Genomic DNA, 25,195 nt, shown 5'->3' on the forward strand with positions numbered 1-25,195 from the left:
TGGTCCATATTTATTCACAATTATACTAACTTTGTCCATTTATTATATAAAACTTTGTTGTATTTTTTTAATTCATCTAGAAATAATTCTAAAGTATTGAGATCTTTTAAAGATTTTAATATTCTAATTAAACTATTTTCTTTGAAATCACTATTAACTATGTCAATTAGTATAACATCATTATTCTTTTTTATAAAAATATCTTTAAGTTTTATATTTAAATGTAAAAGATTGTTTATAGACAATTTTTCTAAAAATTTTATCAAATGTAAAGCAATTTGATGATTAAATCTATTTTCATTTATATATTTTACTATGCTTATTCCTTCAATATATTCTCTTATTGTATAATGACCACAGAAATTATATATTTTGGGAAAAAAATTACATGCAGGAGACCCTTTTACTAGATTATATTCTTTTCTGCATTCTGAAGGATCTTTATAAATTTTTGCTACTCTATTATTTTTCATAAGATATATTGAGGCATTATAGTTTCCTCCAATATATTTACACTCATCTAATCTTAGTATTATTGATTTATTATCTTTTTGTAAACCTCTTTTTTTTCTCATTATGACACCTTCTTCTAAACAATTAAAGTGAGTAGTGTAAGTTTTAAATAGCTGCTGTTTTATATATTGCGTCTATACATTATATTAAATATACAATAAATTGTTGAATTTTCTTGACATATTACAGGTTTTATTTATAATATAATATTAGTTAATAATATATTTAGATGTTGATGAAGAGGAGTAAAAGATAAAGAGTTATTAGAGAGGAAAATTCACAGGCTGAAAGATTTTCTTTACTTTTTACTTTGAAAGTAGCTTCGGAGTTTCTTTACTGAAATGTGTTCATATAGAGACAGAAGGGAGTCAGGTATATACGGATGTATCTTTTTTGTTAAAATGCATAAGTAAGTAAAGACGGTAATCTTAACCGATATTCATTAAGAGCCTGTATAGGTCTGTAGCAGACTGATGTTATAGATTGTATTGTGAGATTTTAGTAGTTTTTGCTAAAATTTTATTGTCAGGAAAAAAGGTGGTAACGCGCACAGTCGTCCTTTATGGATTTCTGTGCTTTTTTGATTTTATAAAATATAATACAAGATTAGTAAGGAGATTAGAAAATGGATAATTCAAAAAATATAGCAAAAACTTATGATCCAAAAGAATTTGAAGATAGATTATATAAATGGTGGGAAGAAGAGGGCTTTTTTACACCAAAGATTGATAAGAACAAAAAGCCATATACAATAATAATGCCTCCTCCTAATATTACAGGACAGCTTCATTTAGGTCATGCTTTAGATAATGCACTGCAGGACTTTTTAATAAGGGCAAAGAGAATGCAGGGTTATTGTACTCTATGGCTTCCAGGGCAGGATCATGCAAGTATTGCTACAGAAGTAAAGGTTGAAAAAGAGCTTTTAAAGGAAGATATAAAGAAAAAAGAAATAGGTAGAGATGCTTTTCTTGAGAAGGTGTGGGAATGGACTGACACCTATAGATCTAAAATAAGAGGTCAGTTAAAGAAAATGGGAGTATCTGCTGATTTTACAAGAGAGAGTTTTACTATGGATGAAAATTTAAGTAAAGCCGTAAGAGAAGTATTTGTAAGATTGTATAATGAAGGACTCATATATCAAGGCAATAGAATTACCAATTGGTGCCCTAATTGTCAGACTGCTCTTTCTGACGCTGAAATAGAATATGTAGAGCAGAATGGTCACTTTTGGCATATAAAATATCCTGTAGTTAACAGTGAAGAATTTTTAGAAATAGCTACTACAAGACCTGAAACTCTTTTAGGCGATACAGCTGTGGCTGTAAATCCAAAAGACCAAAGATATGCTCATCTTGTGGGAAAAACTCTTATGCTTCCCTTAGTGAATAGGGAAATTCCAATAGTTGCAGATGAATATGTAGATATGGAATTTGGTACAGGGGCAGTTAAGATTACCCCAGCTCATGATCCAAATGATTATCAGGTTGGAAAGAGACACAACTTACCTGAGATAATTATCTTAAATAACGATGGAACTATTGCTAAGGGGTATGGAAAATATTCGGGACTAGACAGATATGAAGCAAGAAAAGAGATAGTTAAGGACTTAAAGGAACAGGAATTTCTTGTAAAGATAAAAGAACATACTCATAATGTAAGTACCCATGACAGATGTGGAAATACTATTGAACCAATGATATCAAAGCAATGGTATGTAAAGATGGAATCTCTTGCAAAACCAGCAATTGAGGCTGTTAAAAATGGAGATACGAAATTCGTTCCTGAACGTTTTGATAAAACTTATTTTAATTGGATGGAAAATATCCAGGATTGGTGTATATCAAGACAGCTTTGGTGGGGACACAGAATTCCTGTTTGGTATTGTGAAGATTGTGGTGAGGTAATTGTAGCTTCAAAAGATCCAGATAAATGTACAAAATGCGGCAGCAGTAATTTAAAGCAGGACGAAGATGTACTTGATACATGGTTTAGTTCAGCTCTTTGGCCTTTTTCTACTCTTGGGTGGCCTGATAAAACTGAAGATCTTGAATATTTTTATCCAACAAATACCTTGGTAACAGGTTACGATATAATATTCTTTTGGGTTGCACGAATGGTTTTCTCTGGTATTCATAATATGGGAGAAACACCTTTTGAACATGTATTAATACATGGATTGGTAAGGGACGCAGAAGGACGAAAGATGTCTAAGTCTTTGGGAAATGGAGTAGATCCTTTAGAAGTAATTGATAGTTTTGGAGCAGATGCCTTAAGATTTACTCTTATAACTGGTAATGCACCGGGAAATGATTTGAGATATAAAACAGAAAAGGTAGAAGCTGCAAGAAATTTTGCCAATAAAATATGGAATGCTTCACGATTTGTACTTATGAATTTGGATAAAGATGTAATGAAAAAATATCAGGATTGTGAAGAGTATACTTTGGGAGATAAATGGATACTATCTAGAGCTAATACTGTAGCCAAAGAAATTACAGAGAATATAGAAAAGTTTGAACTGGGAATTGCATCACAAAAAGTTTATGATTTTATGTGGACTGAATTCTGTGATTGGTATATTGAAATTGTGAAGCCTGTTATGTATGGAGAAGATGAAAAAGCTAAGGGAGTAGCTTTTAACGTGCTTAATAGAGTATTAACTATTGGGCTCCAACTTCTTCATCCTATAATGCCTTATATAACTGAAGAAATATATCAACATTTAGATGGTAAATATAAATCAATATCTATATCTAAATGGCCGGAATATAGTGAAAAGGCTTATGATGTAAAAGCAGAGGAGGATATGAGTTATATAATAGAAGCTATAAAATCCCTTAGAAATGTAAGGGCAGAGATGAATGTACCACCTTCACGAAAGGCAAAACTAATCATATTAGCTAATGATGAAAGCAAAGATGCCTTTGAAGCAGGAAGAGTATATTTTGAAAAATTGGCTTCTGCCAGCAGTATAGAATTTATCTCTTCCAAAGATAAGGTAGATAGTAATGCTGTTTCAGTTATAACAAAAGGTGGAGAAATATTTATGCCGCTGCTTGATCTTATAGATTTAGATAAAGAACTTGAAAGATTAAATAAGGAAAACAACAGACTTAAAAAGGAAATAGAAAGGGTAGATAAAAAACTTTCTAATAAAGGTTTTGTTTCCAAGGCACCTTCTGCTGTAATAGAAGAAGAAAGGGACAAAGGAGAAAAATATAGAGAAATGTTAGAAGCCGTAGTTGAAAGAATTAATAATTTAAAAAATAATTAAAATTAATATCAGTAAAAGAGATATGGCCTGGGTAATCCTAAAGCATATCTTTTTTACTGTAAAATATATTTTGCACTTTTAATACAATTGACGCTAATAGGCGATATTGGTAAACTATAATGAGACATAAGTAGAACTATTTTTTAAAACAAAGGAGCTCCTAGGAATGAACTATAGAGAAACTATGCATTATATAAAGGATACTGCTAAATTTGGAAGTAATTATGGATTATCCAGAACAAAAAAGATATTAGAATTTTTGGGAAATCCTGAAAAAAAACTAAAGTGTATTCATATTGCAGGTACTAATGGTAAAGGTTCTGTTACAGCCATGGTATCTAAAATTCTTGTAGAAACGGGATATAGCGTTGGTATGTACACCTCGCCCTTTATAGAAGAGTTTGAAGAAAGAATCCAGATAAGTGGTAAAAATATACCTAAGAATGATTTGTGTAAAGTAGTTACCGAATTATCTACGGCTGTAGATAAAGTTATAGAAATGGGGTATGAACATCCTACAGAATTTGAAATAATAACCTGTGCAGCTCTCTTATATTTTTATAAAAAAGAAGTAGATTACGCAGTTATAGAGGTTGGACTTGGTGGAAGATTGGATTCCACTAATGTGATTACGCCTTTAATAAGTGTTATAACTTCAATAAGTTATGATCATATGAATATATTAGGAAATACACTAACTGAAATAGCTCATGAAAAAGCTGGAATAATTAAAGATAATATTCCCGTAATATTGTATCCTCAGAAGGAAGAGTCCGAAATTGTTATAGAGGAAACCTGTGAGAAGCACAATTCTAAGCTCATAAAGGTATCAAGAGAATCTGTAGAATTTATAGATACCTTCAAGTCACAGGAAGATTTAAAATATTATCAGCATATTAAAGTAACAACTAAAGATAAAATTTATAATATAAAATTATCACTTCTAGGAAAATATCAGCTTTTAAATTGCAGTACTGCTATCCATTGTATAGAAGAATTGAGAGCTATGGGTATCAATATAAAAGATGAACATATTGAGAGAGCTTTGGAAAAGGTTGTTTGGAGGGGCAGGCTAGAAGTGCTGTCAGATTATCCTCTTATAGTGCTTGATGGAGCTCATAATATAGATGGAATAAAAAATCTAAGCGAAAGTATTGATAGTTATTTTACATATGATAATATTGTGCTTATTTTGGGAATACTCGCGGATAAAGAAGTAGAATCTATGGTAAAGATTATTACTCCTAAGGCTAAAAATATTATAACGGTAACTCCTCATAGTGATAGAGCAGAAATAGCTAAAGATCTATGTGATATTGTAAAAAAATTCAATAGTAATTGTGAAAGTTTTGATGATTACAGGAAGGCATTTATTAAGGCTAAAAAGTATTGCAATAATAATGATTTACTTTTAATCTCTGGATCTCTTTACATGATAGGAGATATGAGAAAAATAATTAATAGCTCAATAGAATTTGTACAATAAATTAATTTCAAACAATTAACATATATAACATTCTATAGAGTTTAAAATATAATTTCAACTAGATAAAATTCTTTGATAAACGGGAGATGAAGCTTATGAGAGAAGTAGGTATAATTAAATGGTTTGGTGGATTCAATCCTAAAATTCATAAATTGAATGATTTTGGATACATACTAAGGGAAAATCAACCAGACTTATATGTGAATAGAAATCATTTGCATTGCAAGGCTAAATTACTTACTCCTGGTACAGCAGTATCTTTTGAAGTTGGAGTTAATTATAAAAATAATATGGAGCAAGCTTTTAAAGTAAAATTATTAAAAAGTGAAAATGATATTCTACTTATTAAAAAATGTGTATTTAGCAATAAAGAGGAGTACTATGTGCCACTTATGGCAAAATTTTTTCAAATAGGATATTCCTCGGATATAGAGTTGGTATTTCCTAAAGTTATGAACCTGAATAAAGAGGAACAGAAAAAGATCATCGATTCCATGGATCTAAATTTAAAAATGAGAAAAGACATATTTAAATTTTTAGACATAGAGGAGCAGATAGATATGCTCCTTCAATTAACGCTTAATGATTTTATAGACAAATGGGAGAATTTGAGTCTCACTACCAAAATATTTTTAATATATAGGCTTTGTCATGATAAATATGATCTTACCATACTTGAAAAAACCCGTGAAAAAAATTTGTTTATAAGGGCTTTGATTATAATTGCCTGGGTAAGTAATAATCAAGATAAAAAAAGTATAACATATAAAAAAGCTTGTGAGTATATGTATAAATACAGTTCTGAGCTCAGTCATACAGATAGCGATTATGAAGAATTAAAAATTATTTTTCCCATAGGTAAGTATAATTTTAAAGTTGATATAAATAAACCCTGGTATCAGTGGAGTATTTTGGAATTCATTCAGTATTGTAATTGTACAAGCATTTTAGAAGATATGGATAGGGGAGATAAAGCAGTAATTATGCTTATTACTGCTTTAAATAGTTTTATGAAAAGACTTAGTTTATAATAGTGGGAAAGGACAAAACAAACGTCACAGTGCAAAGTTCAAAGAACAAATATCAGATTTAGAAAAGTGATAGGAGTAAAGTTACCTATTAAGTTAAGAGTTAAGAGTTGAAAGTTGAGAGTGATGGATATTTTTCTTCCGTTACACTACAGAAAAATTTAGAATTAATAAATACAAACTTAAAAAAGGAGATTGGTTTATAAAAGGTTTTTGGGCGGTTAGCCCGGTGGTTTAGCAGTGATATTACATTAATATGATGAATCTACGTTGACTGAGTATTAGCATTTAGATAGTTGTTTTTATAGTCCGAAGGACTATAGGATTAATACCTACAATTTTGTATAGTTAAAAATATTTATTTGGTGGCTACTAGACTCGATTTTTCAATCATATTAAGTATAGAAAATATCGATGTTTAGATAGTTATTTGAAAGCTAAGAGCTGTAATACTTCATTTCTAACAAGGTGAAGATAACAGCTTCAACTTCTTCATGTAATTCATCTAAACTTATATTGTATATAGCTCTTGTTAAGGGGTATTTTATTAATAACATGGTCCTACGGACAGGTCAACAGAATTAACGAATGTTTAGTTATATTTTGAAAAATTTTATTACCTAAGTTAGTTGGCACAGCCGACCTACCGGTCTAAAAACCTATATTGCCATTTAAAATGTTAAATTATTAGTTCTAAAGCTTTTTTCGCAGTACAGCGAAGAAAAAGCATCAGTAACTCTTAATTCTTAATTTTTAACTCTTAACTAATTGTCAATTTTGTTGTAAAAGACAAAATCACCTTATTTGTTTTTTGGACTTTGATATTTGAACTTTTTTAAACTCTCCACTTTCTACTCTCCACTTTCAACTGAGAAAAGGATTGTTTCGTCCTTTTCTCCTATTGGAAATCTCTAGCTTCTATAAGATCCATTTATCTTAACATAATCATAGGTTAAATCACAGCCCCAGGCAGTGGCATTATATTCTCCATCATTTAAGTCAATAATAACAGTTATTTTTTCCTGCTCTAATATTTTTTTTGCCAGGTCTTCACTAAAATCTATATTTCCACCATTTTTACATATATCAATGGTTCCAATGGAATTGGTAAAGGATATATTGATTGTATTTACATTAAGATCAGCACCACTATAGCCTAAAGCACATATAATTCTTCCCCAATTGGCATCAGCTCCAAAAAAAGCAGCTTTTACAAGGCTTGAAGTTATAACAGCTTTTGCACAAATTTTTGCATCTTTTAAAGAGTGAGCATGATATATTTTTGTTTCAATCAGTTTGGTAGCACCTTCACCGTCTCCGGCAATCATCTTTGCAATTTCCACATTTACAAAATGCAGAGCTTCTTTAAATAGTTTGTAATTTTCATCTTCGGTGTCAATTATAGTATTTTCACAGGAACCATTTGCAAGAATTACTACCATGTCATTAGTACTGGTATCTCCATCTACAGATACCATATTGTAAGAATCTTCAACACTATCTTTTAACGCTTTGGTCAGCATTGCCTTGGATATGTTTACGTCTGTAGCTAAAAAACCAAGCATAGTACCCATATTAGGATGTATCATACCAGAACCTTTTGCCATGGCACTAATTGTAGCTTTTTTAGAGCCTATATTAAATTCTACAGTTATTATTTTTTCCTTTGTGTCTGTAGTCATTATAGCTTTGGCAGCATCTTTTCCGCCGTCATAGGAGAGACTTTTACAAGCCATATCAATACCTGAAAATATTTTGCTCATAGGCATTGGAACTCCAATTACGCCAGTAGAAGCTACAATAACTTCTTCAAGCTTTAATCCTAAAGCTTCTGAGGTTACTTTAGCCATGGAAAGTGCATCATTATATCCTTCATCACCAGTGCAGGCATTGGCATTGCCGCTGTTAACTACAATGGCTTGAGTATTTTCATTTTCTATAGATTTCATATTTAAAAGTATTGGTGCGGCCTTTACTTTATTTTTAGTAAAGGTTGCTGCAGCTACAGCCTTTTTTTCACTATATATTACACAAAGATCTTTTTTTACTTTTTTTAGTCCACAATGAATACCAGATGCTTTAAAATAAGGAACATCAGTTATATTTTTGCCTTCTAAAACTTTTATTGAACTCATATAATAACCTTCTTTCTATAATAGTTAGTTTTGCAATTTATAAAGAAATAATATTAATAGTTTAATAGTGGTAATTCATTGTATTTTCTTTAATATTTACTATAAGCATATGTATATTGCTTAAATTATAAATATTAAGGGAAAATTGGAGTTGCCTCTAGTCCGGTATCTTCTTTTAGTCCGAACATTAAATTCATATTCTGTACAGCCTGACCAGCGGCGCCTTTAACAAGATTATCTATGGCAGAGATAACTATGACTCTATTAGTCCGAGAGTCAACTCTTAAACTTATATCACAGAAATTAGAACCTTTAACCCATCTTGTTTCAGGGAGTTCATCAATTACTCTGACAAAATATTCATTTTTATAAAAATCTTTATATAAATTCATAAGATTTTCCTGAGTAGCCTCCGCTAATAGCTTTCCATAACATACAGAAAGAATGCCTCTGCTCATAGGAACTAAATGAGGAGTAAATGTCAATTTTACATCTTCACTAGACAATTCTGAAAGATTTTGTTCAATTTCAGGAGTATGTCTATGGGAAGCTACACCATAAGCTTTTATAGAATCATTACATTCTACAAACAGATTACCTATAGATGCCTTTCTCCCAGCTCCAGAAACTCCCGATTTTGCATCTATAATAATATTTTTAGTATCTATCATATTATTTTTTATAAGGGGAGCAAGAGCTAATGTGCTAGCGGTAGGATAGCATCCAGGATTAGCTATAAGCTCAGCTTCTTTTATTTTTGATCTATTTAATTCTGGCAATCCATAAACGGATTTTTCTAGAAGATCTAAATAGTTATGTTCAAGATTATACCATTCTCTATAAAGCTCTTTGCTTTTAAGTCTGAAGTCAGATCCTATATCTATAAATTTAATTTTATTTTCCATAGCTGATTTTCCAAATTCTAAAGCCTTACCAGAAGGTAGTGCGGTGAATAATATGTCTATGTCACTAATTCTTTTAAAAGCTTCTTCGTCACTTACACATTTTTCATCTACAAATCTTCTTAAATTACCATATAAACTACTAAAATTTTCACCCACATAGCTGTGAGAACACAAAAAATCAATCTCTACATTAGGATGTTTATATAGTAATCCAGTAAGTTCTTCTCCTGAATATCCTGTAGATCCAATTATTCCTGCTTTTATCATATTATCACTCCAATTTATATTGACTTTTAAAATGATTATACATAATATATATATGTTATTCAATAAAAAAACATAATTTTTATCTAAAATATTGAATATTTATATCTATATGTGTATAATTATACATGTAAAAAAGTAAGGTAGGTGCTTGAATATGAAAAATGAAGAAGGAGCAATTTCTTTAGAGCCTTTGCCTGCAATAGGCAGTTTAAGGGGAAAAACATTTGTAATAAAATATGGCGGAAGTATAATGAAAAATGAAGAAGCCCAAAAGGCATTCTTAGATGATGTAGCAGTTATGAGACAATATGGAGTAAATATAGTTATTGTTCATGGAGGAGGTCCTCTTATATCAAAGTGGCTCAATAAAACTGGTATTGAAAGTAATTTTATAAATGGTCTTAGAGTTACAGATGAAAATGTAATGGAAATAGTTCAGATGGTATTATGCGGAATTATAAATAAGAATATATCCCTTAACCTAAGCCTTAGAGGTATAAATGCTATAGGCGTAAGTGGCATAGACAGTAAGCTTATAGAAGCACACAAAAAATATACATATATCAATGGAGAAAAAGTTGATATAGGATTTGTAGGAGAAGTTAGTAATATAAATGAAACTATGTTATTAAGTCTTATAAAATCCGGTCAGGTACCTGTTGTTTCTCCTGTTGGTTATGATAGAGAAGGTAATAAATATAATATAAATGCCGATTATGCAGCTTCCTTTATAAGTTCATCAATTAATGCAGATAAACTTATAATACTTACAGATGTTGAAGGTGTGTATAAAGATATAAATAATAAAAACAGTCTTATAGATTATTTAACTTTAGATATGATACATGATTATATAAAAGATGGAATAATAAATGGTGGTATGATACCTAAGATGGAATGTTGTATGGAGGCTGTAAAAAATGGTACCCGCAGAGTACATTTAATTGATGGAAGAAAAGAGCACTGCCTTATTAATGATATATTTAATAATAATGGTACCGTAATAGATGGAAAGGGTGAAAAAGAAAAATGTCAAAAAGTAATATAATGAATACTTATGGAAGATTTGATGTGGTTTTTGAGAAAGGTAAAGGAGCAAGAATTTTTGATTCCAATGGAAAAGAGTATATAGATTTTGTTTCTGGAGTTGCAGTTAATTGTCTTGGCCATTCTAATGATAAAATTGTAAATACTATAAAAACACAAGCAGAAAAATTAATGCATATTTCAAATTACTACTGGAATCAAAATGCCATGGATTTAGCAGAAAAATTATGTGAAAATACCGATCACCAAAAGGTGTTTTTCTGTAACAGTGGTACAGAATCCATTGAAACTGCATTAAAACTTTCAAGAAAATATGGAAGAACTGTTGGAACAGATGAAAAAAGCGAAATAATATACATGGATAATTCTTTCCATGGACGTACTATGGGATCATTATCAGTTACTGGTCAGCCTAAATATCAAAAACAATTTAAGCCTTTGATAGGTAATGTGAAAAGTGTAAAATTTAATGATATGGAAGACATTAAGAGTGCTATTAGTGAGAATACCTGTGCAGTTATAGTAGAACCAATACAGGGAGAAGGGGGAATAGTCTGTGCAGAGAAAGAATATTTACAATTACTTAGAGAACTATGTGATAAACATAATGCACTTTTAATTTTTGATGAAGTGCAATGTGGTATTGGAAGAAGCGGAAAACTATTTGCATATCAGAAATATGATGTGGTGCCAGATGTTATATGCATGGCAAAGGCTCTTGGCGGAGGTTTCCCTATTGGAGCAGTACTTGCCAAGGAAAAGGCAGCTTCTGCTTTTGTACCTGGTGACCATGGTAATACCTTTGGTGGAAATCCAATGGGAACAGCTATAGGTCTTTGTATATTAAATGAGCTCATCGATGGTAAAATAATAGATTCCGTAGATGAAAAGGGAGTTTATATAAAATCAAAGTTAGTTAAATTTCAGGAAAAATATAATTGTATAAAGGAAATAAGAGGAATGGGTCTTCTTATTGGTATACAAGTAAATGTAGATACTAAAATGATTATTAACAAATGCTTTGAAAAGGGACTTCTAGTTATTACTGCAGGAGCTGATGTAGTGAGAATATTACCTCCTTTAAATGTAGACAAAAAGGATATAGATGATGCTCTCGGAATATTAGAAGAAGTTTTTAAAGAAATATAATTGATAAATGCTCACCGAAGAGGTGAGCATTTTTTAAGCATTATTTTTAACCTGACTAACTTGGCGTAAGTCTCACGCTTCTTCAAGTAGGAGTTCGACGCCAAGTAAGCCATGCATTTGCAGTTCTAAAATTCAGATGGAGTAAAAGAATCTCCACCGGAATTAAGAACTTGCTTCAATATAAGATTCAAGAGCCTTAGATAGTTGATCAGGGCAGGAAGTACCTCTTCCACCGCAATCTATGCCCTTTAATTTATTTATAGCATCATTTACATCTAGGCCTTCTACAAGTCTTGAAAGCCCCGTAAGATTGCCATCACAGCCACCTACAAACATAAGCTTTGTAACTTTATTATCTTCAATTTCAAATTTTATTTCTCTTGAACAGACTCCCTTAGTTTTATATGTATACATTGAATTTCCACCTTTCTAAATTTATATAACAGATTTTAATTCATAATAGGAGAAAAGGGCGAAGATTTTCACCATTTGATATTTGTTCTTTGAACTTTACACTTTTACGCTTGTTTCGTCTTTTCCACTATTTTAACTCTCTATAATATATACTAAAAAATTAAATACTGTCAATAACTCAATGACACAATGAATACATTTTACATATTATAAAATGTAAGGAGGGGAGGTACTTTGAAGAATTTATTTGTCTGTAATGGATATTCTGATAATATTGCCATAGTCAATACAAGTACATTTGAGAAAGTTCAGCAGATTTCCTTAAAGCAAGATGGTAATGATAGAATTGGACCTCATGGTATATGTGCATATAATGATAAATTGCTTGTTACAAATAATTATAGCAATTCACTTTCTCTAGTAAATGTAAAGAAGAAAAAAGTTGAAAAAAACATCTTTATAGGAATGAATTGTAATGATGTGAAAGTTATTGAAAATAATGCTTTTGTTGTCTGTGGCGATATTAATAATATAGTAAATTATAGTCTTGACAGAAATGAGATTCAAGAAGAAATTCCCTGTGGAAATATGCCCCATAGTATTGATGTACATGACAGTTTAAAAAATATTGTTATATCTAATATGAATAGTGACAGTATAACATTTTTAAAATATGGTAATGAAGATTATATAAGTAACATTAGAGTTGGAGAATATCCTACAAAGGCACTTTTTAGCAAAGATGGGAAATTGATTTTTGTTTGTGAAAGTAATATGGGATCTGATAAATGTGGTAATATAAGCATATTTTCTGCAGAAAATCTAAAAATACTAAGTAGAATACCTGTTGGGAATTCACCAGTAGATATGTTTATAGAGAAAAAAATGTGTTTTGTATCAAATTTTGGAGATGGAACCATAAGTGTAATAGATTTAGAAAAATTTGTTGAAACAGGTAGAATAGAAGTGGGCGGAATGCCAAGGGGAATTATAAAAGATAAAGAAAATATATATATTGGAGATAATTATAATAATTTGCTGGTTTGTGTAAATTATTATAATTATAAGAAAAAATCCATATATATAGGTAAAGAGCCAACAGGAATGCTGATTCTTTAATCCTCTATTAATACTTTCATTATCTTTGTATATAATTCTGAAGAATTATTTTTCCATTTTACACAAAGATCTTTTGCCTGCTTATTTGATACTACATTTAATTTAAGGTCTATAAGTGTAATGTCATTTTCTGTAGCTTTTAAATTTACTGTAAAACTGTCATTATTGGCTAAAGTATAGTCAGCTGTTAGACTTATTTCTTTTTTTATATTAAGTATATTGGATTTTAAGTAGGAATCAATCAGTTCTTTCTTGGCATCGGATAATCTGTTAGAAAACATACTAAGTATCTTATCACCTTTTGAAGTTATATTTAATCTATGTTTCCCATTTATATCGTTATAACTTATAAAATTAGCAGCTATAAGTGCAGAAATATATTCCTGCAAAGTAAAATAATTTATAAGATTATTTTTTAGAACTATTTCAGTTAATTGATTTTTAGAAATAGGCAGCTTAATTTGTTTTAAAATATACATTAAAAGAAGTTTGTTTTCAGCTAATTCTAGAGTATCATCAAACATCTTCTTTCCTCCTTAATATGTAATCACCATATATTATAACACAAAAAATAGAGAAATAAATCCATAAAAAATTTTATATTTTGGTTATTAATATTCATAAAATAGCTTGTACAGAATATAGATTAACAAGAATATAAAATTTGGAGGTAAAGTTATGCACGTGATTATAATCAAGAAAAGTTTTATAAAAAGAGTTATTATTGCTATTATTGCAGCATTTGTATTGAGCATTATTGGATTTTTAATATTAAATAGAGGATATAAAGATACTATTTTATCCTCCTATGAAAATCTCCCTATATATTCTGTGGATACACAAGAAAAAAGTGTGGCCATAACTTTTGATACCAGTTGGGGATATGATAATACTACAAAGATTTTAGACATACTTGATAAGAAGGATGTAAAGGCAACTTTTTTTATAATTGGAAGATGGGCGGAAGAATTTCCTGATAAGACTAAAGAGATAGCTGATAGAGGACATGAGATTGGAAATCACTCAGATAAACATTCAGATTTTACAAGAATATCAAAGGAGCAGATTATTGATGAAGTGGCATCTGCTGATGCCAAAATTTTAGCCATTACAGGGACAAGGCCTACTCTCTTTAGATTCCCTGAAGGCACCTATAATGATAATAGTGTATCTTTAGTGGAACAAACAAATCATAAATGTATACAATGGAATATAGATAGTATTGATTGGAAGAATGAAGGCTCAGATATAGAGTTTAATAGAGTTATAAAAAAAATCAGTCCGGGATCAATCATATTATTTCACAATTCGGGAAAATATACTCCACAAACTCTGGAAAGAGTAATTGATAAATTAAAATCTGAGGGATATAATTTTGTAAAAGTTTCAGATTTAGTATATAAAAACAATTACATTATAAACAATGAAGGTAAACAAATAAAAAAATAATCTATTGAAATATGAATCAAAAATGTATTATAATGGAAATAAGTAATGAGAATGTGTGAATATTTTAAATAAATTAATAATAGAATTGTTCTATAGGGATATAAAATTATAAATAATGATTAGTATCTCTTTCCATATATAATAAAAGGGGGATTACAATGCAATTATAATTTTAGTCATATTTTGTTCATATTATGAATATTCATAATGTAAGGATTATAGAAAACTAAGGGAGAGAGGGATATAAATGGACAATTTAATGTTAAACAATAAACTCTATCTAGAAGGAAAGATTTCTTCAAAGCTTGAATTTAGTCATGAGATGTACGGTGAAGGATTCTATACTTTTAATATGGATGTTCAAAGACTCAGTGATACAAAGGATGTGTTATATGTTACTGTATCAGAAAGACTTATAACAGGTATGAATTTAGAGGAAGGTCAAGATATAATTGTAGAAGGTCAATTGAGATCCTATAATAAATTTGTAGAAGGCTCTAACAGGCTTATATTAACTGTATTTGCAAGGAATATTGATATTTGCACGGAAAAAAGTAAGAATCCAAATCAAATTTATCTTGATGGGTATATATGTAAAAAGCCTGTTTATAGGACTACACCTTTTGGTAGGGAAATAGCAGATATGCTTCTTGCAGTTAATAGAGCATATAATAAATCAGACTACATACCTACTATAGCCTGGGGAAGGAATTCAAGGTTTTGTGAGTCTTTAAAAGTAGGGGATAACATCAGAATTTGGGGAAGACTTCAAAGTAGAGAATATCAGAAAAAAATATCAGAAGATGAAGTCATAAAAAAAGTAGCCTATGAAGTATCCATATCTAAAATGGAAAAGGTAAATAAAGATTCAGAAAACGATGTAGTAAATGTAGATGAAAATTTTAATGAAGAGGACTACCATATGGGCAATATTAATAAAAATGCAATGTAAGGGTAATTGAAATTAAAAATTCCTATGCTGAGAAACATAGGAATTTTTTATATATGTAGACTATTTTCTTAAATCATCCATTATTTTAGTTTTATCTTTTGTTTGATCATCTACATTTTTTATTATCTGAGCAGGAGTACCAGCTACTACCACATTGTCAGGAACATCATCCACTACTACAGAACCTGCAGCTACAACAGCTCCTCTGCCAATTTTTACTCCTTCAAGTATAACTGCATTTGCACCAATTAACGCATCATCACCAATTTCACAAGGAGATTTACTTGGTGGTTCAAGTACACCAGCTACTACAGCACCAGCACCAAGATGAACTCTCTTGCCAACTTTTCCTCTTGCACCAACTACTGCATTCATATCGATCATAGAACTTTCGCCTATTTCGGCACCAATATTTATTACTGCTCCCATCATTACAACTGCATTTTTTGCAATACTTACTTTATCTCTTATAATAGCACCAGGTTCTATTCTTGCATCTACTCCTGTTATATCCATAAGAGGTATAGCGGAATTTCTTCTATCCTGTTCTAATCTAAATTTTTTAATTTTGTCTTTATTACTTACTATAAATTCTGATACAGTAGAGCTTTCACCGAAAATTACATAAAAATTTTGTGAACCGTAAATTTCTACGTTCCCTGGATTTGCATCAGATAAATCACCGTCTACGTAAACTTTTACTGGGGTTGATTTTTTGGCTTCTTTTATGTACCTTGCAATTTCATATGGGTCTGTTAAATCATAATTCATCTAAATTCCTCCTAAAAGTAAGTTGTATAGAAGTTATCCATAATACATTTACTATACATTACATTATTATAATAAATAATTATAACAAATTAAAGTATATTTTAAAATATGGAGAAGAATTATTGTTATTATTACATTATACTGTATAATTATTAATAATGATATAATTAAATAAGTTTAATGTTATATTGTTATTCCGTAACCAGTTATATAAGCGATTGAAATGGAGTGAGATTTTTGGATAAAAATAAAATTGCAGATAATGTTAATAATATAGAACTTTCTGGCATAAGGAAGTTTTACAATAAAGTAGAAAAGGTAGATGGAGCTATATCTTTAACTTTAGGTCAGCCTGATTTCTCTGTACCACAAGGTATAAAGGAAGTTATGATAAAGGCTATACAGGATAATAAAACTGTATATACCTCTAATGCAGGTGTACTCCAATTAAGACAGGAGATAAGTGGTTTTTTAAGTAGTCAAAATATAAATTATACTAGCGATGAAATTTGTGTTACTGTAGGCGGAAGTGAAGGCCTTATGGATGTGTTTACTGCTTTTATAAATTCAGGAGATAAAGTGCTTATTCCCACTCCTGCTTATCCTGCTTATGAGAGCTGTGTTAAGATATTGGGTGGTAAGGTGATAAATTATAATTTAAATAAAGAAGACTTTTCCATAGATTTTAAAGAATTAAAAGAACTCATACATCGGGAAAGACCAAAGATTTTTGTGCTCTCTTATCCCTCTAATCCAACAGGAGCAATTTTAGATAAAGAATCAAGAGATAAGCTTTATGAAATAGTAAAAGATGAAGATATAATAGTTATAACAGATGAAATGTATAGTTCCCTTTGTTTTGAAAAGGACTATTATTCCATTGCCCAGTTTAAAGATATAAAGGATAAGGTTGTAATGATAAATGGATTTTCAAAGATGTTTTCCATGACAGGACTTAGAATAGGATATGTGTGTGCTGTAAATAAGTATATGGATTCTATAATTAAAGTTCATCAGTATAATGTTTCCTGTGCACCATCAATATCACAATATGGGGTAATTGAAGGACTGAGAAATTGTCTGCAGGATGTAGAGAATATGAGAAATGAATTTAAGATTAGAAGGGATTACCTCTATGAAAGGCTACTGAGTTTGGGTTTTGAAGTTAAATTACCTAAGGGAGCTTTTTACATATTTCCATCAATCAAAAAATTTGCTTCTAATAGTGAAGAATTTTGTGATAAACTGCTTCAACATGCAAAGGTAGCAGTAGTACCAGGATCAGCTTTTGGTAAAGGCGGAGAGGGATATATGAGAATTTCTTATGCCTATAGTAAGCAGAAGCTTGAAGAGGCCATGAATAGGATAGAAAATATGTTGAAGAAAAATTAGGATGAAAAAGGGATGTCTCTCAATACATATCTATGCATTGAAAGACATCTTTTTATTATTTAGCATTTAAAACGTCATTCATATTATATAGCCCCTTTGATTTATTTGCCATGAATAAGGAAGCTTTAAGAGCACCTACTGCAAATACTTCTCTCGAAATAGCAGTATGCTTAAGTTCTATAGTTTCTCCCTGGCCAGCAAATATTATTTCATGTTCACCTACGATAGAGCCTCCTCTTATGGCATGAACGCCAATTTCATTATGTTCTCTTTTGTGTATTCCTTCTCTTCCATTTATATACACTGTATTTTCTTTAATGGCGTCTTTAATGGTATCGCCCAGTAAAAGAGCAGTACCGCTAGGTGCATCTACTTTTTGATTATGGTGTTTTTCAATTATTTCAATATCATAGTCTTCGTATAGGAAAGCACTTATATTTTTTAGTATATTATTTATAACATTTATTCCTATAGACATATTAGCAGAGCGGAATATAGCATGTTCTTTGCTGAAGTTATTTATTTTTGCAATTTGATCATCACTATAACCAGTAGTACATAGTACAACTGGAGTTTTATTTTTATCTGAAAAATCCAAAATGCTGTACAGTGCATCTGGTCTTGAAAAATCAACAATAACATCTACTGATACATTACAATCTTTAATGGATTTAAATACGGGAAATTCTATTGATTTATCTGCAAATTTATCTATACCAGCAACTATTTCTACGGCGTTAAATTTTTTAGCAGATTCAATTACAACCTTACCCATTTTACCACCGCATCCGTTTAATAATACTTTTATCATATTAGTCCTCCTTTAATGCTAAGCCATAGGCTTTAATTTCATCTTTTAGTAAATTAAGATTTTTATCACTCATTTCACAAAGAGGAAGTCTTAAAGATCCAACTTTGTAGCCAATAAGATTTAAAGCTGTCTTTATTGGTATAGGATTAGTTTCTATAAATAGGGCATTACAAAGAGACATCATTTTTAATTGTAAATCCAAAGCTTTATCAGTTTCTCCATTTACATAAGATATTACCATATCATGAGTTTCAGTTGGAAGAATATTGGCAATTACAGAAATTACTCCTTTGCCTCCTAAAGATAATATAGGAACTATTTGATCATCGTTTCCTGAATATATATCAAATCTGTCTTTACAAAGGGCCTTCATCTTTGCAATTTGGCTTATATTACCGCTGGCTTCTTTAATAGCCTTAATGTTTTTTAAATCCCTTAAAGCATAGAGTGTTTCTGGATTCAAATTCATGCCAGTTCTTCCTGGCACGTTATAAAGTACTATGGGAATGTTTACAGCATCATTTATAGCTTTAAAATGCTCAATTAATCCCTTCTGGGTAGTTTTGTTATAATAAGGTGTAATAACTAGTAGACCATCTACACCTATACTTTCTGCCCACTTACTCATTTTTATACTTTCATTTGTATTATTGCTTCCTGTTCCTGCAATTACAGGAATTCTTTTGTTTACTACATCTACTGTAAATTTTATTGTTTCTTTTTTTTCTTCTAGAGACATAGTTGATGCTTCTCCTGAAGTACCACATATTACTATGGCATCAGTAGAGGAGCTTATATGCCATTCAATTAGTTCTTTAAGTTTTTCAAAATTTACTCCATCTTCAGTAAATGGGGTCACAATAGCCACACCGCTACCTACAAATATACTCATAAATATCCGTTACATAAAATCTACTAAAATCTAATATTTAGAGGTTTATTCCTTATTCAACGCAACCTGTTTTGTCATAAGACTACTCCAGTTTGATATGTTGCTCCAAAGGCTTAAATTCCTGCGTAACGAACAGTACATATCAGCATTATCTTGTTAGTGATACTATGCCGATTGTTTATATCTTGAAAGATTTATTGACGCATTTTTGTCTCTGTCAATTTTATTATTACATGATGGGCAAATAAAAACCCTGTCTTTAAGTTTTAAATCTTTCTTGATTTCGCCACAACATGAGCAGGTTTTGCTTGATGGATAAAACCTATCGGCTTTTACAAATTCAATGCCATTAAATTTACTTTTATATTCTAAAATGCTAATAAATTTATAAAAACATTGCTCTTGTATAGCCTTCGATAAGTGTTTATTTTTAAGCATACCTTTTACATTTAAATCCTCAACTACTATTCTTGATGGTTTGGTTTTCGCTATCTCTGTAGTTGCTTGATGAATATGATTTAAACGTATATTTGAAAGCCTTCTTTGGATAAGTTTTACTTCTTTTTCAAGTTTTTTAATATTATAAGTTTTAGTAAATTTATAACGGTTTTCACCTTCCTTTACTATTTGAATTTTACCTTTTTCATATTTTCTTGAAACTTGTTTTTGTTTTCTTTTTAACTTCTTTTTTAGTCTCTTAACTTCTTTAGTTTTATTGATATTTTTAAATGGATTATCTATATTTGAAACTATTGCTAAATTTTTCAATCCCAAATCTACACCTATTGATATGCCTGTACTTTCTATTATAGGCGCTTCTTTTTCTATACCAATAGATATATACCAAAACTTACCGTCAAAACTTACCCTTGGATTTGTATATTTAACATCCATAGGTAGCTGCTCTGATGTTCTAACCCATCCTACTTTTTCAATTAAAACCATGTTAGCTTTGACTTTTAGTTTTATATTGTCATTATAGAATGAAGGTTTACTTTTTCTTCTGCTTTTAAATCTTGGTTTATCTGCTAACCCCTTAAAAAATCTTTTATAGGCATTACAACCATCTTTTACAGCCTGTTTAGCCACATTATTAGATACTCCACTGAGCCAATTAAGTTCTGATTTCTTTAGAATAGTTAACTCTTTTCTTAAATCACCATCATTTATGAATTTGCCACCATTTTTATAATTTTCCTCTTGTCTTGCAAGTGTCCAATTATAAATAAATCTTGCTGTTCCAACTGATTGCCATAATTTTTGCTGCTGTTCTATATTTGGAATAACTCTAACTTTATTCGCCAGTATCATTCTCTAACAACTCCTTAATCATCCTTTTATCTTTCTTAATAAGTGGTACTTGCAAAACTTGATTAATTTGTTGTTCAGAATAATATTGGTGTCCACCTTCTGTTGTATGATGCGGTTTTAAAATTCCTTTATTACCCCATAGTCTTAAAGTTTGAATACTTTTACCTACTAATTTTGAGAATTGACCTATTGTATAATACTTCATTTTATCACCTCTTTATATACATTATGATAAGATAAAACTAATAATATACAAATATGTTTTAGTAGGTTTTAATAGTTATTTAAAAACCGTTACTCCCCTCCTTAAGGTATACATTTTAAATCTCTATAGTTTAGTATATTCAGAAACAAGTATAAGTTCTCAATATATAGTTAAATAATATTGTATTAAAAATTTATATTGTACAAGCAAATTTTATATGGACATCTACTTAATATTATATAACTACAAGTTATAAAATTGTAGAAATTTTTCACATTTGCTATATATGCAGATAAATTATGTATGTAAAGAAATATAATTTAAATATAAATACAGCCTGTCCATAAATATAATATTATAATTTAAAGCAATTGACAAATGTTTTGAGTTGAAAAATTTACTAGAGTCCTTAAATTTAATAAATTAATTGCAAAAATGTATAGATATCTCTTTTTATGATAACACTAAATAATAATTATTAATTATTTTGTGGGAGAGATGATTTATGGGGAAAACACCATTAAAAAAAGTAATAAAAGCAAAACTTAAATCAAATAGAGAATTAACTGAGATGGAAAAATTAAGAGAGAAAATAAAATATGAAATAGCAGAAGAATTGGGACTCAGTGAAAAAATTGATAAATTGGGTTGGAGTGGATTAACTGCAGAAGAGACGGGAAGGATAGGGGGAATTATGACTAAGAGAAAAAAAGAACTACATCTTCCTAAAAATGTTGATATACAAAATAATTCCTATAACGAACAAAGTGTTTTGGAAATTAAAAGGGAAAAGAAAGAGTAAATTTATCATCATTGTTGACTTATATGTTAAAAATATATAATATTAATTTATTACAAAATAACAGATACTCAGACTAAATTTTCTGAGTTTCTTGATTTATATAGGAATTAAAGGGAGTTATAGATGAATTGTTATAAAAATTTTGCACATATTTATGATGAACTTATTAATGGAGATGTAAATTATAAAAAATGGGCAAATACTATTTTAAATATATGCAGAGAGTACAATATAAAATTTGAAAAATATTTAGATTTAGCTTGTGGTACGGGAAATCTTATAGAAATTATAGGTAAAGATTTTAAACAGGTTTGGGGCGTAGATTTGTCTGAAGATATGTTATGGGAAGCTGACAAAAAGCTCAGACATGAAAATATAAAGGCAAAACTTATCAAACAGGATATTTCTAATTTGTGTCTAAATAGAAAATTTGATCTGATAACTTGTTGTTTGGATTCAACTAATTATATTTTAGAATATTCTAGTTTAAAAAAATATTTTTCTGGAATAAAAGAACATTTAAATGAAAATGGAATTTTTATTTTCGATATAAATTCTTATTATAAACTTAGTACAATTATAGGTAATAATGTATTTACCTATGATGATAGAGAAGTAGTTTACATATGGGAAAATCAATTTGATAATGACATTGTGGACATGTATCTTACTTTTTTTGTGAAAGAAAAAGAAAATGATATATATAAGAGATTTGATGAAGAACATAGTGAACGGGCTTATAAGCAGCAGGAAATAGAAAAACTATTTAAAGAATGTGGTCTTAAACTAATAAAAAAATTAAATAATTACAGTGAAGAGGATATAAATAGCCAAACTGAAAGAATAGTTTATATATTAGGATAATATTTTAACCTGACTAACTTGGCGTAAGTCTCCCCCTTCTTCAAGTGGGAGTTCAACGCCAAGTAAGCCATGCATTCGCAGTTCTAAAATTCAGATGGGGTAAGAGAATCCCCACCTGAATTAAGAACTTGCTTCAATTGATTTTTGGTATGTCTTATATAGCAATACAAAAGTTATTCATAATATAAAATTTTACTTTAGATTTTCAATACAAAAAATTTTGTAAATATATTTAAAATTTATAAATATTGGAGGATGTTTGATGGAAGATAAATTACTAATTGCAACGGCTAAGAATGGAGAAATTAGAATAATAGCAGCAATTACAACGGAACTTGTAAATACGGGCGTAAGATTTCATAAGTGTGCACCTACAGCAGCAGCAGCTCTTGGAAGAATGCTTACAGCAGGAAGTCTTATGGGGGCTATGATGAAAAATGAAAGTGACTCTCTTACGCTGAAAATAGATGGCGGTGGAATTGCAAAAAGTGTAGTAGTTACTGCTCATAGTGATGCCAGTGTAAAGGGATATATAGGAAACCCTAAAGCAGAACTTCCCCCAAATTCAAAGGGTAAACTAGATGTTTCAGGTATAGTTGGTAAGAATGGTAATCTTACAATTATACGAGATTTAGGACTAAGAGAACCTTATGTAGGCAATGTGCCCATATATACGGGAGAAATAGGAGATGACTTAGCCTATTATTTTACTACTTCTGAACAAGTGCCTTCAGCAGTAGGACTGGGAGTTCTAGTGGATAAAGATCTTAGTATTAAAGCAGCTGGTGGTTTTATAATTCAGATGATGCCTGGATATAATGAACTTACAGCAGATTTACTAACTTACAGGTTAGAAGAGATACCATCTATAACTAAACTCATAAGTGATGGTATGGATGCAGAAGGAATTCTCAATTATATATTTGAGGATATGGATTTAAAAATTGTAGGTGAGATGAAACCAGAATATAAATGTGACTGCAGCAGAGAAAGAGTGGAAAAAGCCCTTATAAGTATAGGGAAAAAAGAATTACAAGAAATATATAAGGATAATAAAACGGAAGAATTAAAATGTAATTTCTGCAATAAAGCTTATAATTTTACCCATAAAGATATAGGGAAGATAATTGATAGTTTGTAATAGAGGGAAAAGACGAAGCAAGAATCACACATTCAACTGAGAAAAGTTTCGTCTTTTTCTCCTGTTGTGAATGAAATCTATAAATTATAAAAAATATGTTGACAAATATTGCTTTATATAATAAAATAATACCTGTCTTAATGTTACGGGCGCTTAGCTCAGCTGGGAGAGCATCTGCCTTACAAGCAGAGGGTCACAGGTTCGAGCCCTGTAGTGCCCACCATAACATTGGCCTGGTAGCTCAGCTGGTTAGAGTGCTGGCCTGTCACGCCAGAGGTCGAGGGTTTGATCCCCTTCCAGGTCGCCAATATTTATTAATGCAAATTTTGTTATTCGGCCAATTAGCTCAGTCGGTAGAGCAGAGGACTGAAAATCCTCGTGTCTCTGGTTCGATTCCAGAATTGGCCACCAAAGTTGCGGGAGTGGCTCAGTGGTAGAGCGTCACCTTGCCAAGGTGAACGTCGCGAGTTCGAATCTCGTCTTCCGCTCCATAGGGCGCTATAGCCAAGTGGTAAGGCAGAGGTCTGCAAAACCTTTATCCCCAGTTCAAATCTGGGTGGCGCCTCCAAATTAATAAGAAAGTAGTCTAATTGCTGATTTTTCAGTGGTTGGGATACTTTTTCTTTTTTTTGTTAGATTATTTTCATTTCTTATATTTACAGACTTTTGTATTTTATTTTCCGTATAGACCTATGTGTAGTCGAAATATTTAGGAGGGCTTAACAGTGGGTTGCAAAGTAAAAAGAAAGCGTATTACAATGGGTTGCAAAGAGAATTTCGCAGAAAGTTACACAACGGAAAAAGAACCATTACAACAATTTAATATTACCGATTTTTTTAGATTACATGAGCAATTTATGACTGTAAAGAAACTTGAAGGATTAGCTGAAAAGACTATTACAGACCATTTTACATTTATGAGATACTTTAAGAATTGGCTTGTAGATGAAGTAATGGATTATCAAGACCGTATCGTTGAAAAGGGAATATTTTTAGAGTATATTGCATATTTGTTTCAGATGGAATATTTGGATCAGCTACATATAATGCAATATATAGTTTTCAACAGGCAAATAGTGGTATATTATCTGTTGATGGCGTAGTAGGTCCGCAAACATTTCATTGGGCTGTATTTTTAGTTTTTGGTCAGCAACACCAAGCATAAATAAGAAAATAAGGTGTTTAATAATTGATTATACACCTTATTTTCTTATCTATGTTTTAGGGACATTTGTGTCCAGTATCCAGTAGCAATTACCCATCAC

23 protein-coding genes, 5 tRNA genes and 1 pseudogene are annotated in these 25,195 nt (G+C 30.4%); 19 read left to right on the plus strand and 10 right to left on the minus strand.

Going from position 1 to position 25,195, the window contains the following annotated elements:
- Window positions 1-20: 20 nt before the first annotated feature.
- Window positions 21-575 carry a protein kinase family protein gene (locus tag CLPA_RS07955; RefSeq protein ID WP_003443529.1) on the minus strand — a complete coding sequence of 185 codons (555 nt, stop codon included), beginning with the start codon at window positions 573-575 and terminating at the stop codon, window positions 21-23.
- A gap of 563 nt (window positions 576-1,138) precedes the next feature.
- Between CLPA_RS07955 and CLPA_RS07960 the strand changes: the two genes are divergently transcribed.
- The 3 genes from CLPA_RS07960 (at window position 1,139) to CLPA_RS07970 (ending at window position 6,307) form a co-directional block, all read left to right on the plus strand.
- The gene (locus CLPA_RS07960) at window positions 1,139-3,790 is read left to right on the plus strand and encodes a valine--tRNA ligase (protein ID WP_003443532.1); all 2,652 of its coding nucleotides are present in this window, start codon (window positions 1,139-1,141) and stop codon (window positions 3,788-3,790) included.
- 166 nt (window positions 3,791-3,956) lie between these two features.
- Window positions 3,957-5,276, plus strand: coding sequence for a bifunctional folylpolyglutamate synthase/dihydrofolate synthase (locus CLPA_RS07965; RefSeq protein WP_003443535.1), 1,320 nt, complete (start codon window positions 3,957-3,959; stop codon window positions 5,274-5,276).
- A 95-nt stretch (window positions 5,277-5,371) separates the two neighbouring features.
- Entirely contained in the window at window positions 5,372-6,307 is a 936-nt protein-coding gene (locus CLPA_RS07970; RefSeq protein ID WP_003443537.1) for a hypothetical protein, read from the plus strand.
- A gap of 908 nt (window positions 6,308-7,215) precedes the next feature.
- Here the strand turns inward: CLPA_RS07970 and argJ are convergent.
- Together argJ and argC are read right to left on the minus strand one after the other, a co-directional pair.
- Window positions 7,216-8,439, minus strand: a complete 1,224-nt coding sequence (gene argJ / locus CLPA_RS07975) for a bifunctional glutamate N-acetyltransferase/amino-acid acetyltransferase ArgJ (RefSeq protein ID WP_003443540.1) — start codon at window positions 8,437-8,439, stop codon at window positions 7,216-7,218.
- Between the two features lie 134 nt (window positions 8,440-8,573).
- A complete protein-coding gene (gene argC / locus CLPA_RS07980) occupies window positions 8,574-9,611 on the minus strand; it encodes an N-acetyl-gamma-glutamyl-phosphate reductase (RefSeq protein ID WP_003443543.1) in 1,038 nt (345 codons plus the stop codon).
- A gap of 154 nt (window positions 9,612-9,765) precedes the next feature.
- Between argC and argB the strand changes: the two genes are divergently transcribed.
- Together argB and CLPA_RS07990 are read left to right on the plus strand one after the other, a co-directional pair.
- A complete protein-coding gene (gene argB, locus CLPA_RS07985) occupies window positions 9,766-10,659 on the plus strand; it encodes an acetylglutamate kinase (RefSeq protein WP_003443546.1) in 894 nt (297 codons plus the stop codon).
- Window positions 10,641-11,807 carry an aspartate aminotransferase family protein gene (locus CLPA_RS07990; protein WP_003443549.1) on the plus strand — a complete coding sequence of 389 codons (1,167 nt, stop codon included), beginning with the start codon at window positions 10,641-10,643 and terminating at the stop codon, window positions 11,805-11,807. Before argB ends, CLPA_RS07990 begins: the two co-directional genes overlap by 19 nt.
- Before the next feature lie 162 nt (window positions 11,808-11,969).
- Here CLPA_RS07990 and CLPA_RS07995 read toward each other — a convergent pair whose 3' ends face one another.
- Entirely contained in the window at window positions 11,970-12,221 is a 252-nt protein-coding gene (locus CLPA_RS07995) for a TIGR03905 family TSCPD domain-containing protein (protein ID WP_003443566.1), read from the minus strand.
- A 234-nt stretch (window positions 12,222-12,455) separates the two neighbouring features.
- Between CLPA_RS07995 and CLPA_RS08000 the strand changes: the two genes are divergently transcribed.
- Window positions 12,456-13,340: a YncE family protein gene (locus CLPA_RS08000; protein ID WP_003443570.1), complete on the plus strand. Its 885-nt coding sequence runs from the start codon at window positions 12,456-12,458 to the stop codon at window positions 13,338-13,340.
- On the opposite strand, the gene CLPA_RS08005 is transcribed toward CLPA_RS08000, so the two are convergent.
- Window positions 13,337-13,864: a DUF4364 family protein gene (locus CLPA_RS08005; RefSeq protein ID WP_003443573.1), complete on the minus strand. Its 528-nt coding sequence runs from the start codon at window positions 13,862-13,864 to the stop codon at window positions 13,337-13,339. The genes CLPA_RS08000 and CLPA_RS08005 overlap by 4 nt on opposite strands.
- 154 nt (window positions 13,865-14,018) lie before the next feature.
- On the opposite strand from CLPA_RS08005, the gene pdaB reads away from it, so the two are divergent.
- Together pdaB and CLPA_RS08015 are read left to right on the plus strand one after the other, a co-directional pair.
- On the plus strand, window positions 14,019-14,789 hold the full coding sequence (pdaB, locus tag CLPA_RS08010) for a polysaccharide deacetylase family sporulation protein PdaB (protein ID WP_003443575.1): 771 nt from the start codon (window positions 14,019-14,021) through the stop codon (window positions 14,787-14,789).
- 247 nt (window positions 14,790-15,036) lie between these two features.
- The gene (locus CLPA_RS08015) at window positions 15,037-15,741 is read left to right on the plus strand and encodes a single-stranded DNA-binding protein (RefSeq protein WP_003443578.1); all 705 of its coding nucleotides are present in this window, start codon (window positions 15,037-15,039) and stop codon (window positions 15,739-15,741) included.
- A gap of 60 nt (window positions 15,742-15,801) precedes the next feature.
- On the opposite strand, the gene dapD is transcribed toward CLPA_RS08015, so the two are convergent.
- The gene (gene dapD, locus CLPA_RS08020; RefSeq protein ID WP_003443579.1) at window positions 15,802-16,512 is read right to left on the minus strand and encodes a 2,3,4,5-tetrahydropyridine-2,6-dicarboxylate N-acetyltransferase; all 711 of its coding nucleotides are present in this window, start codon (window positions 16,510-16,512) and stop codon (window positions 15,802-15,804) included.
- 237 nt (window positions 16,513-16,749) lie between these two features.
- Here dapD and CLPA_RS08025 point away from each other — a divergent pair, with 237 nt between their 5' ends.
- The gene (locus CLPA_RS08025) at window positions 16,750-17,904 is read left to right on the plus strand and encodes a pyridoxal phosphate-dependent aminotransferase (RefSeq protein WP_003443580.1); all 1,155 of its coding nucleotides are present in this window, start codon (window positions 16,750-16,752) and stop codon (window positions 17,902-17,904) included.
- Window positions 17,905-17,959: 55 nt separating this feature from the next.
- On the opposite strand, the gene dapB is transcribed toward CLPA_RS08025, so the two are convergent.
- From dapB to CLPA_RS21900, 4 genes and pseudogenes are all read right to left on the minus strand, one after another.
- Window positions 17,960-18,715: a 4-hydroxy-tetrahydrodipicolinate reductase gene (gene dapB / locus CLPA_RS08030; RefSeq protein WP_003443581.1), complete on the minus strand. Its 756-nt coding sequence runs from the start codon at window positions 18,713-18,715 to the stop codon at window positions 17,960-17,962.
- 1 nt (window position 18,716) lies between these two features.
- On the minus strand, window positions 18,717-19,607 hold the full coding sequence (gene dapA, locus CLPA_RS08035; RefSeq protein ID WP_003443582.1) for a 4-hydroxy-tetrahydrodipicolinate synthase: 891 nt from the start codon (window positions 19,605-19,607) through the stop codon (window positions 18,717-18,719).
- 165 nt (window positions 19,608-19,772) lie between these two features.
- Entirely contained in the window at window positions 19,773-20,918 is a 1,146-nt protein-coding gene (locus CLPA_RS08040; RefSeq protein ID WP_003443583.1) for an RNA-guided endonuclease InsQ/TnpB family protein, read from the minus strand.
- Between the two features lie 31 nt (window positions 20,919-20,949).
- A pseudogene (locus CLPA_RS21900) lies at window positions 20,950-21,123 on the minus strand (MerR family transcriptional regulator); the annotation flags it as partial.
- A gap of 505 nt (window positions 21,124-21,628) precedes the next feature.
- On the opposite strand from CLPA_RS21900, the gene CLPA_RS08050 reads away from it, so the two are divergent.
- The 10 genes from CLPA_RS08050 (at window position 21,629) to CLPA_RS22110 (ending at window position 25,095) form a co-directional block, all read left to right on the plus strand.
- Window positions 21,629-21,925 (plus strand): alpha/beta-type small acid-soluble spore protein, encoded by a 297-nt coding sequence (locus CLPA_RS08050; protein WP_003443586.1) that lies wholly within the window; start codon window positions 21,629-21,631, stop codon window positions 21,923-21,925.
- A gap of 123 nt (window positions 21,926-22,048) precedes the next feature.
- Window positions 22,049-22,789, plus strand: a complete 741-nt coding sequence (locus tag CLPA_RS08055; protein WP_003443589.1) for a class I SAM-dependent DNA methyltransferase — start codon at window positions 22,049-22,051, stop codon at window positions 22,787-22,789.
- Between the two features lie 262 nt (window positions 22,790-23,051).
- A complete protein-coding gene (gene hslO / locus CLPA_RS08060) occupies window positions 23,052-23,930 on the plus strand; it encodes an Hsp33 family molecular chaperone HslO (RefSeq protein WP_003443590.1) in 879 nt (292 codons plus the stop codon).
- A gap of 147 nt (window positions 23,931-24,077) precedes the next feature.
- Window positions 24,078-24,153 (plus strand) — tRNA-Val (locus CLPA_RS08065).
- A gap of 7 nt (window positions 24,154-24,160) precedes the next feature.
- A tRNA-Asp gene (locus CLPA_RS08070) sits at window positions 24,161-24,237 on the plus strand.
- A gap of 28 nt (window positions 24,238-24,265) precedes the next feature.
- Window positions 24,266-24,341: transfer RNA gene (locus tag CLPA_RS08075), tRNA-Phe, on the plus strand.
- A 5-nt stretch (window positions 24,342-24,346) separates the two neighbouring features.
- A tRNA-Gly gene (locus tag CLPA_RS08080) sits at window positions 24,347-24,421 on the plus strand.
- A 3-nt stretch (window positions 24,422-24,424) separates the two neighbouring features.
- A tRNA-Cys gene (locus CLPA_RS08085) sits at window positions 24,425-24,498 on the plus strand.
- Between the two features lie 157 nt (window positions 24,499-24,655).
- Window positions 24,656-25,033 (plus strand): hypothetical protein, encoded by a 378-nt coding sequence (locus CLPA_RS21665; RefSeq protein WP_003443593.1) that lies wholly within the window; start codon window positions 24,656-24,658, stop codon window positions 25,031-25,033.
- On the plus strand, window positions 24,982-25,095 hold the full coding sequence (locus CLPA_RS22110) for a hypothetical protein (RefSeq protein ID WP_236900414.1): 114 nt from the start codon (window positions 24,982-24,984) through the stop codon (window positions 25,093-25,095). Before CLPA_RS21665 ends, CLPA_RS22110 begins: the two co-directional genes overlap by 52 nt.
- Window positions 25,096-25,195 lie beyond the last annotated feature (100 nt).

Origin of the sequence: Clostridium pasteurianum DSM 525 = ATCC 6013 (assembly GCF_000807255.1) — a bacterium.
GTDB lineage: Bacteria > Bacillota > Clostridia > Clostridiales > Clostridiaceae > Clostridium_I > Clostridium_I pasteurianum.

Coding starts and splice junctions, on each gene's coding strand:
- CLPA_RS07955 (WP_003443529.1), bottom strand. CDS start 575: ATGAGAAAAAAAAGAGGTTTACAAAAAGATAATAAATCAATAATACTA.
- CLPA_RS07960 (WP_003443532.1), top strand. CDS start 1,139: ATGGATAATTCAAAAAATATAGCAAAAACTTATGATCCAAAAGAATTT.
- CLPA_RS07965 (WP_003443535.1), top strand. CDS start 3,957: ATGAACTATAGAGAAACTATGCATTATATAAAGGATACTGCTAAATTT.
- CLPA_RS07970 (WP_003443537.1), top strand. CDS start 5,372: ATGAGAGAAGTAGGTATAATTAAATGGTTTGGTGGATTCAATCCTAAA.
- argJ (WP_003443540.1), bottom strand. CDS start 8,439: ATGAGTTCAATAAAAGTTTTAGAAGGCAAAAATATAACTGATGTTCCT.
- argC (WP_003443543.1), bottom strand. CDS start 9,611: ATGATAAAAGCAGGAATAATTGGATCTACAGGATATTCAGGAGAAGAA.
- argB (WP_003443546.1), top strand. CDS start 9,766: ATGAAAAATGAAGAAGGAGCAATTTCTTTAGAGCCTTTGCCTGCAATA.
- CLPA_RS07990 (WP_003443549.1), top strand. CDS start 10,641: ATGTCAAAAAGTAATATAATGAATACTTATGGAAGATTTGATGTGGTT.
- CLPA_RS07995 (WP_003443566.1), bottom strand. CDS start 12,221: ATGTATACATATAAAACTAAGGGAGTCTGTTCAAGAGAAATAAAATTT.
- CLPA_RS08005 (WP_003443573.1), bottom strand. CDS start 13,864: ATGTTTGATGATACTCTAGAATTAGCTGAAAACAAACTTCTTTTAATG.
- pdaB (WP_003443575.1), top strand. CDS start 14,019: ATGCACGTGATTATAATCAAGAAAAGTTTTATAAAAAGAGTTATTATT.
- CLPA_RS08015 (WP_003443578.1), top strand. CDS start 15,037: ATGGACAATTTAATGTTAAACAATAAACTCTATCTAGAAGGAAAGATT.
- dapD (WP_003443579.1), bottom strand. CDS start 16,512: ATGAATTATGATTTAACAGACCCATATGAAATTGCAAGGTACATAAAA.
- dapB (WP_003443581.1), bottom strand. CDS start 18,715: ATGATAAAAGTATTATTAAACGGATGCGGTGGTAAAATGGGTAAGGTT.
- dapA (WP_003443582.1), bottom strand. CDS start 19,607: ATGAGTATATTTGTAGGTAGCGGTGTGGCTATTGTGACCCCATTTACT.
- CLPA_RS08040 (WP_003443583.1), bottom strand. CDS start 20,918: ATGATACTGGCGAATAAAGTTAGAGTTATTCCAAATATAGAACAGCAG.
- CLPA_RS08050 (WP_003443586.1), top strand. CDS start 21,629: ATGGGGAAAACACCATTAAAAAAAGTAATAAAAGCAAAACTTAAATCA.
- CLPA_RS08055 (WP_003443589.1), top strand. CDS start 22,049: ATGAATTGTTATAAAAATTTTGCACATATTTATGATGAACTTATTAAT.
- hslO (WP_003443590.1), top strand. CDS start 23,052: ATGGAAGATAAATTACTAATTGCAACGGCTAAGAATGGAGAAATTAGA.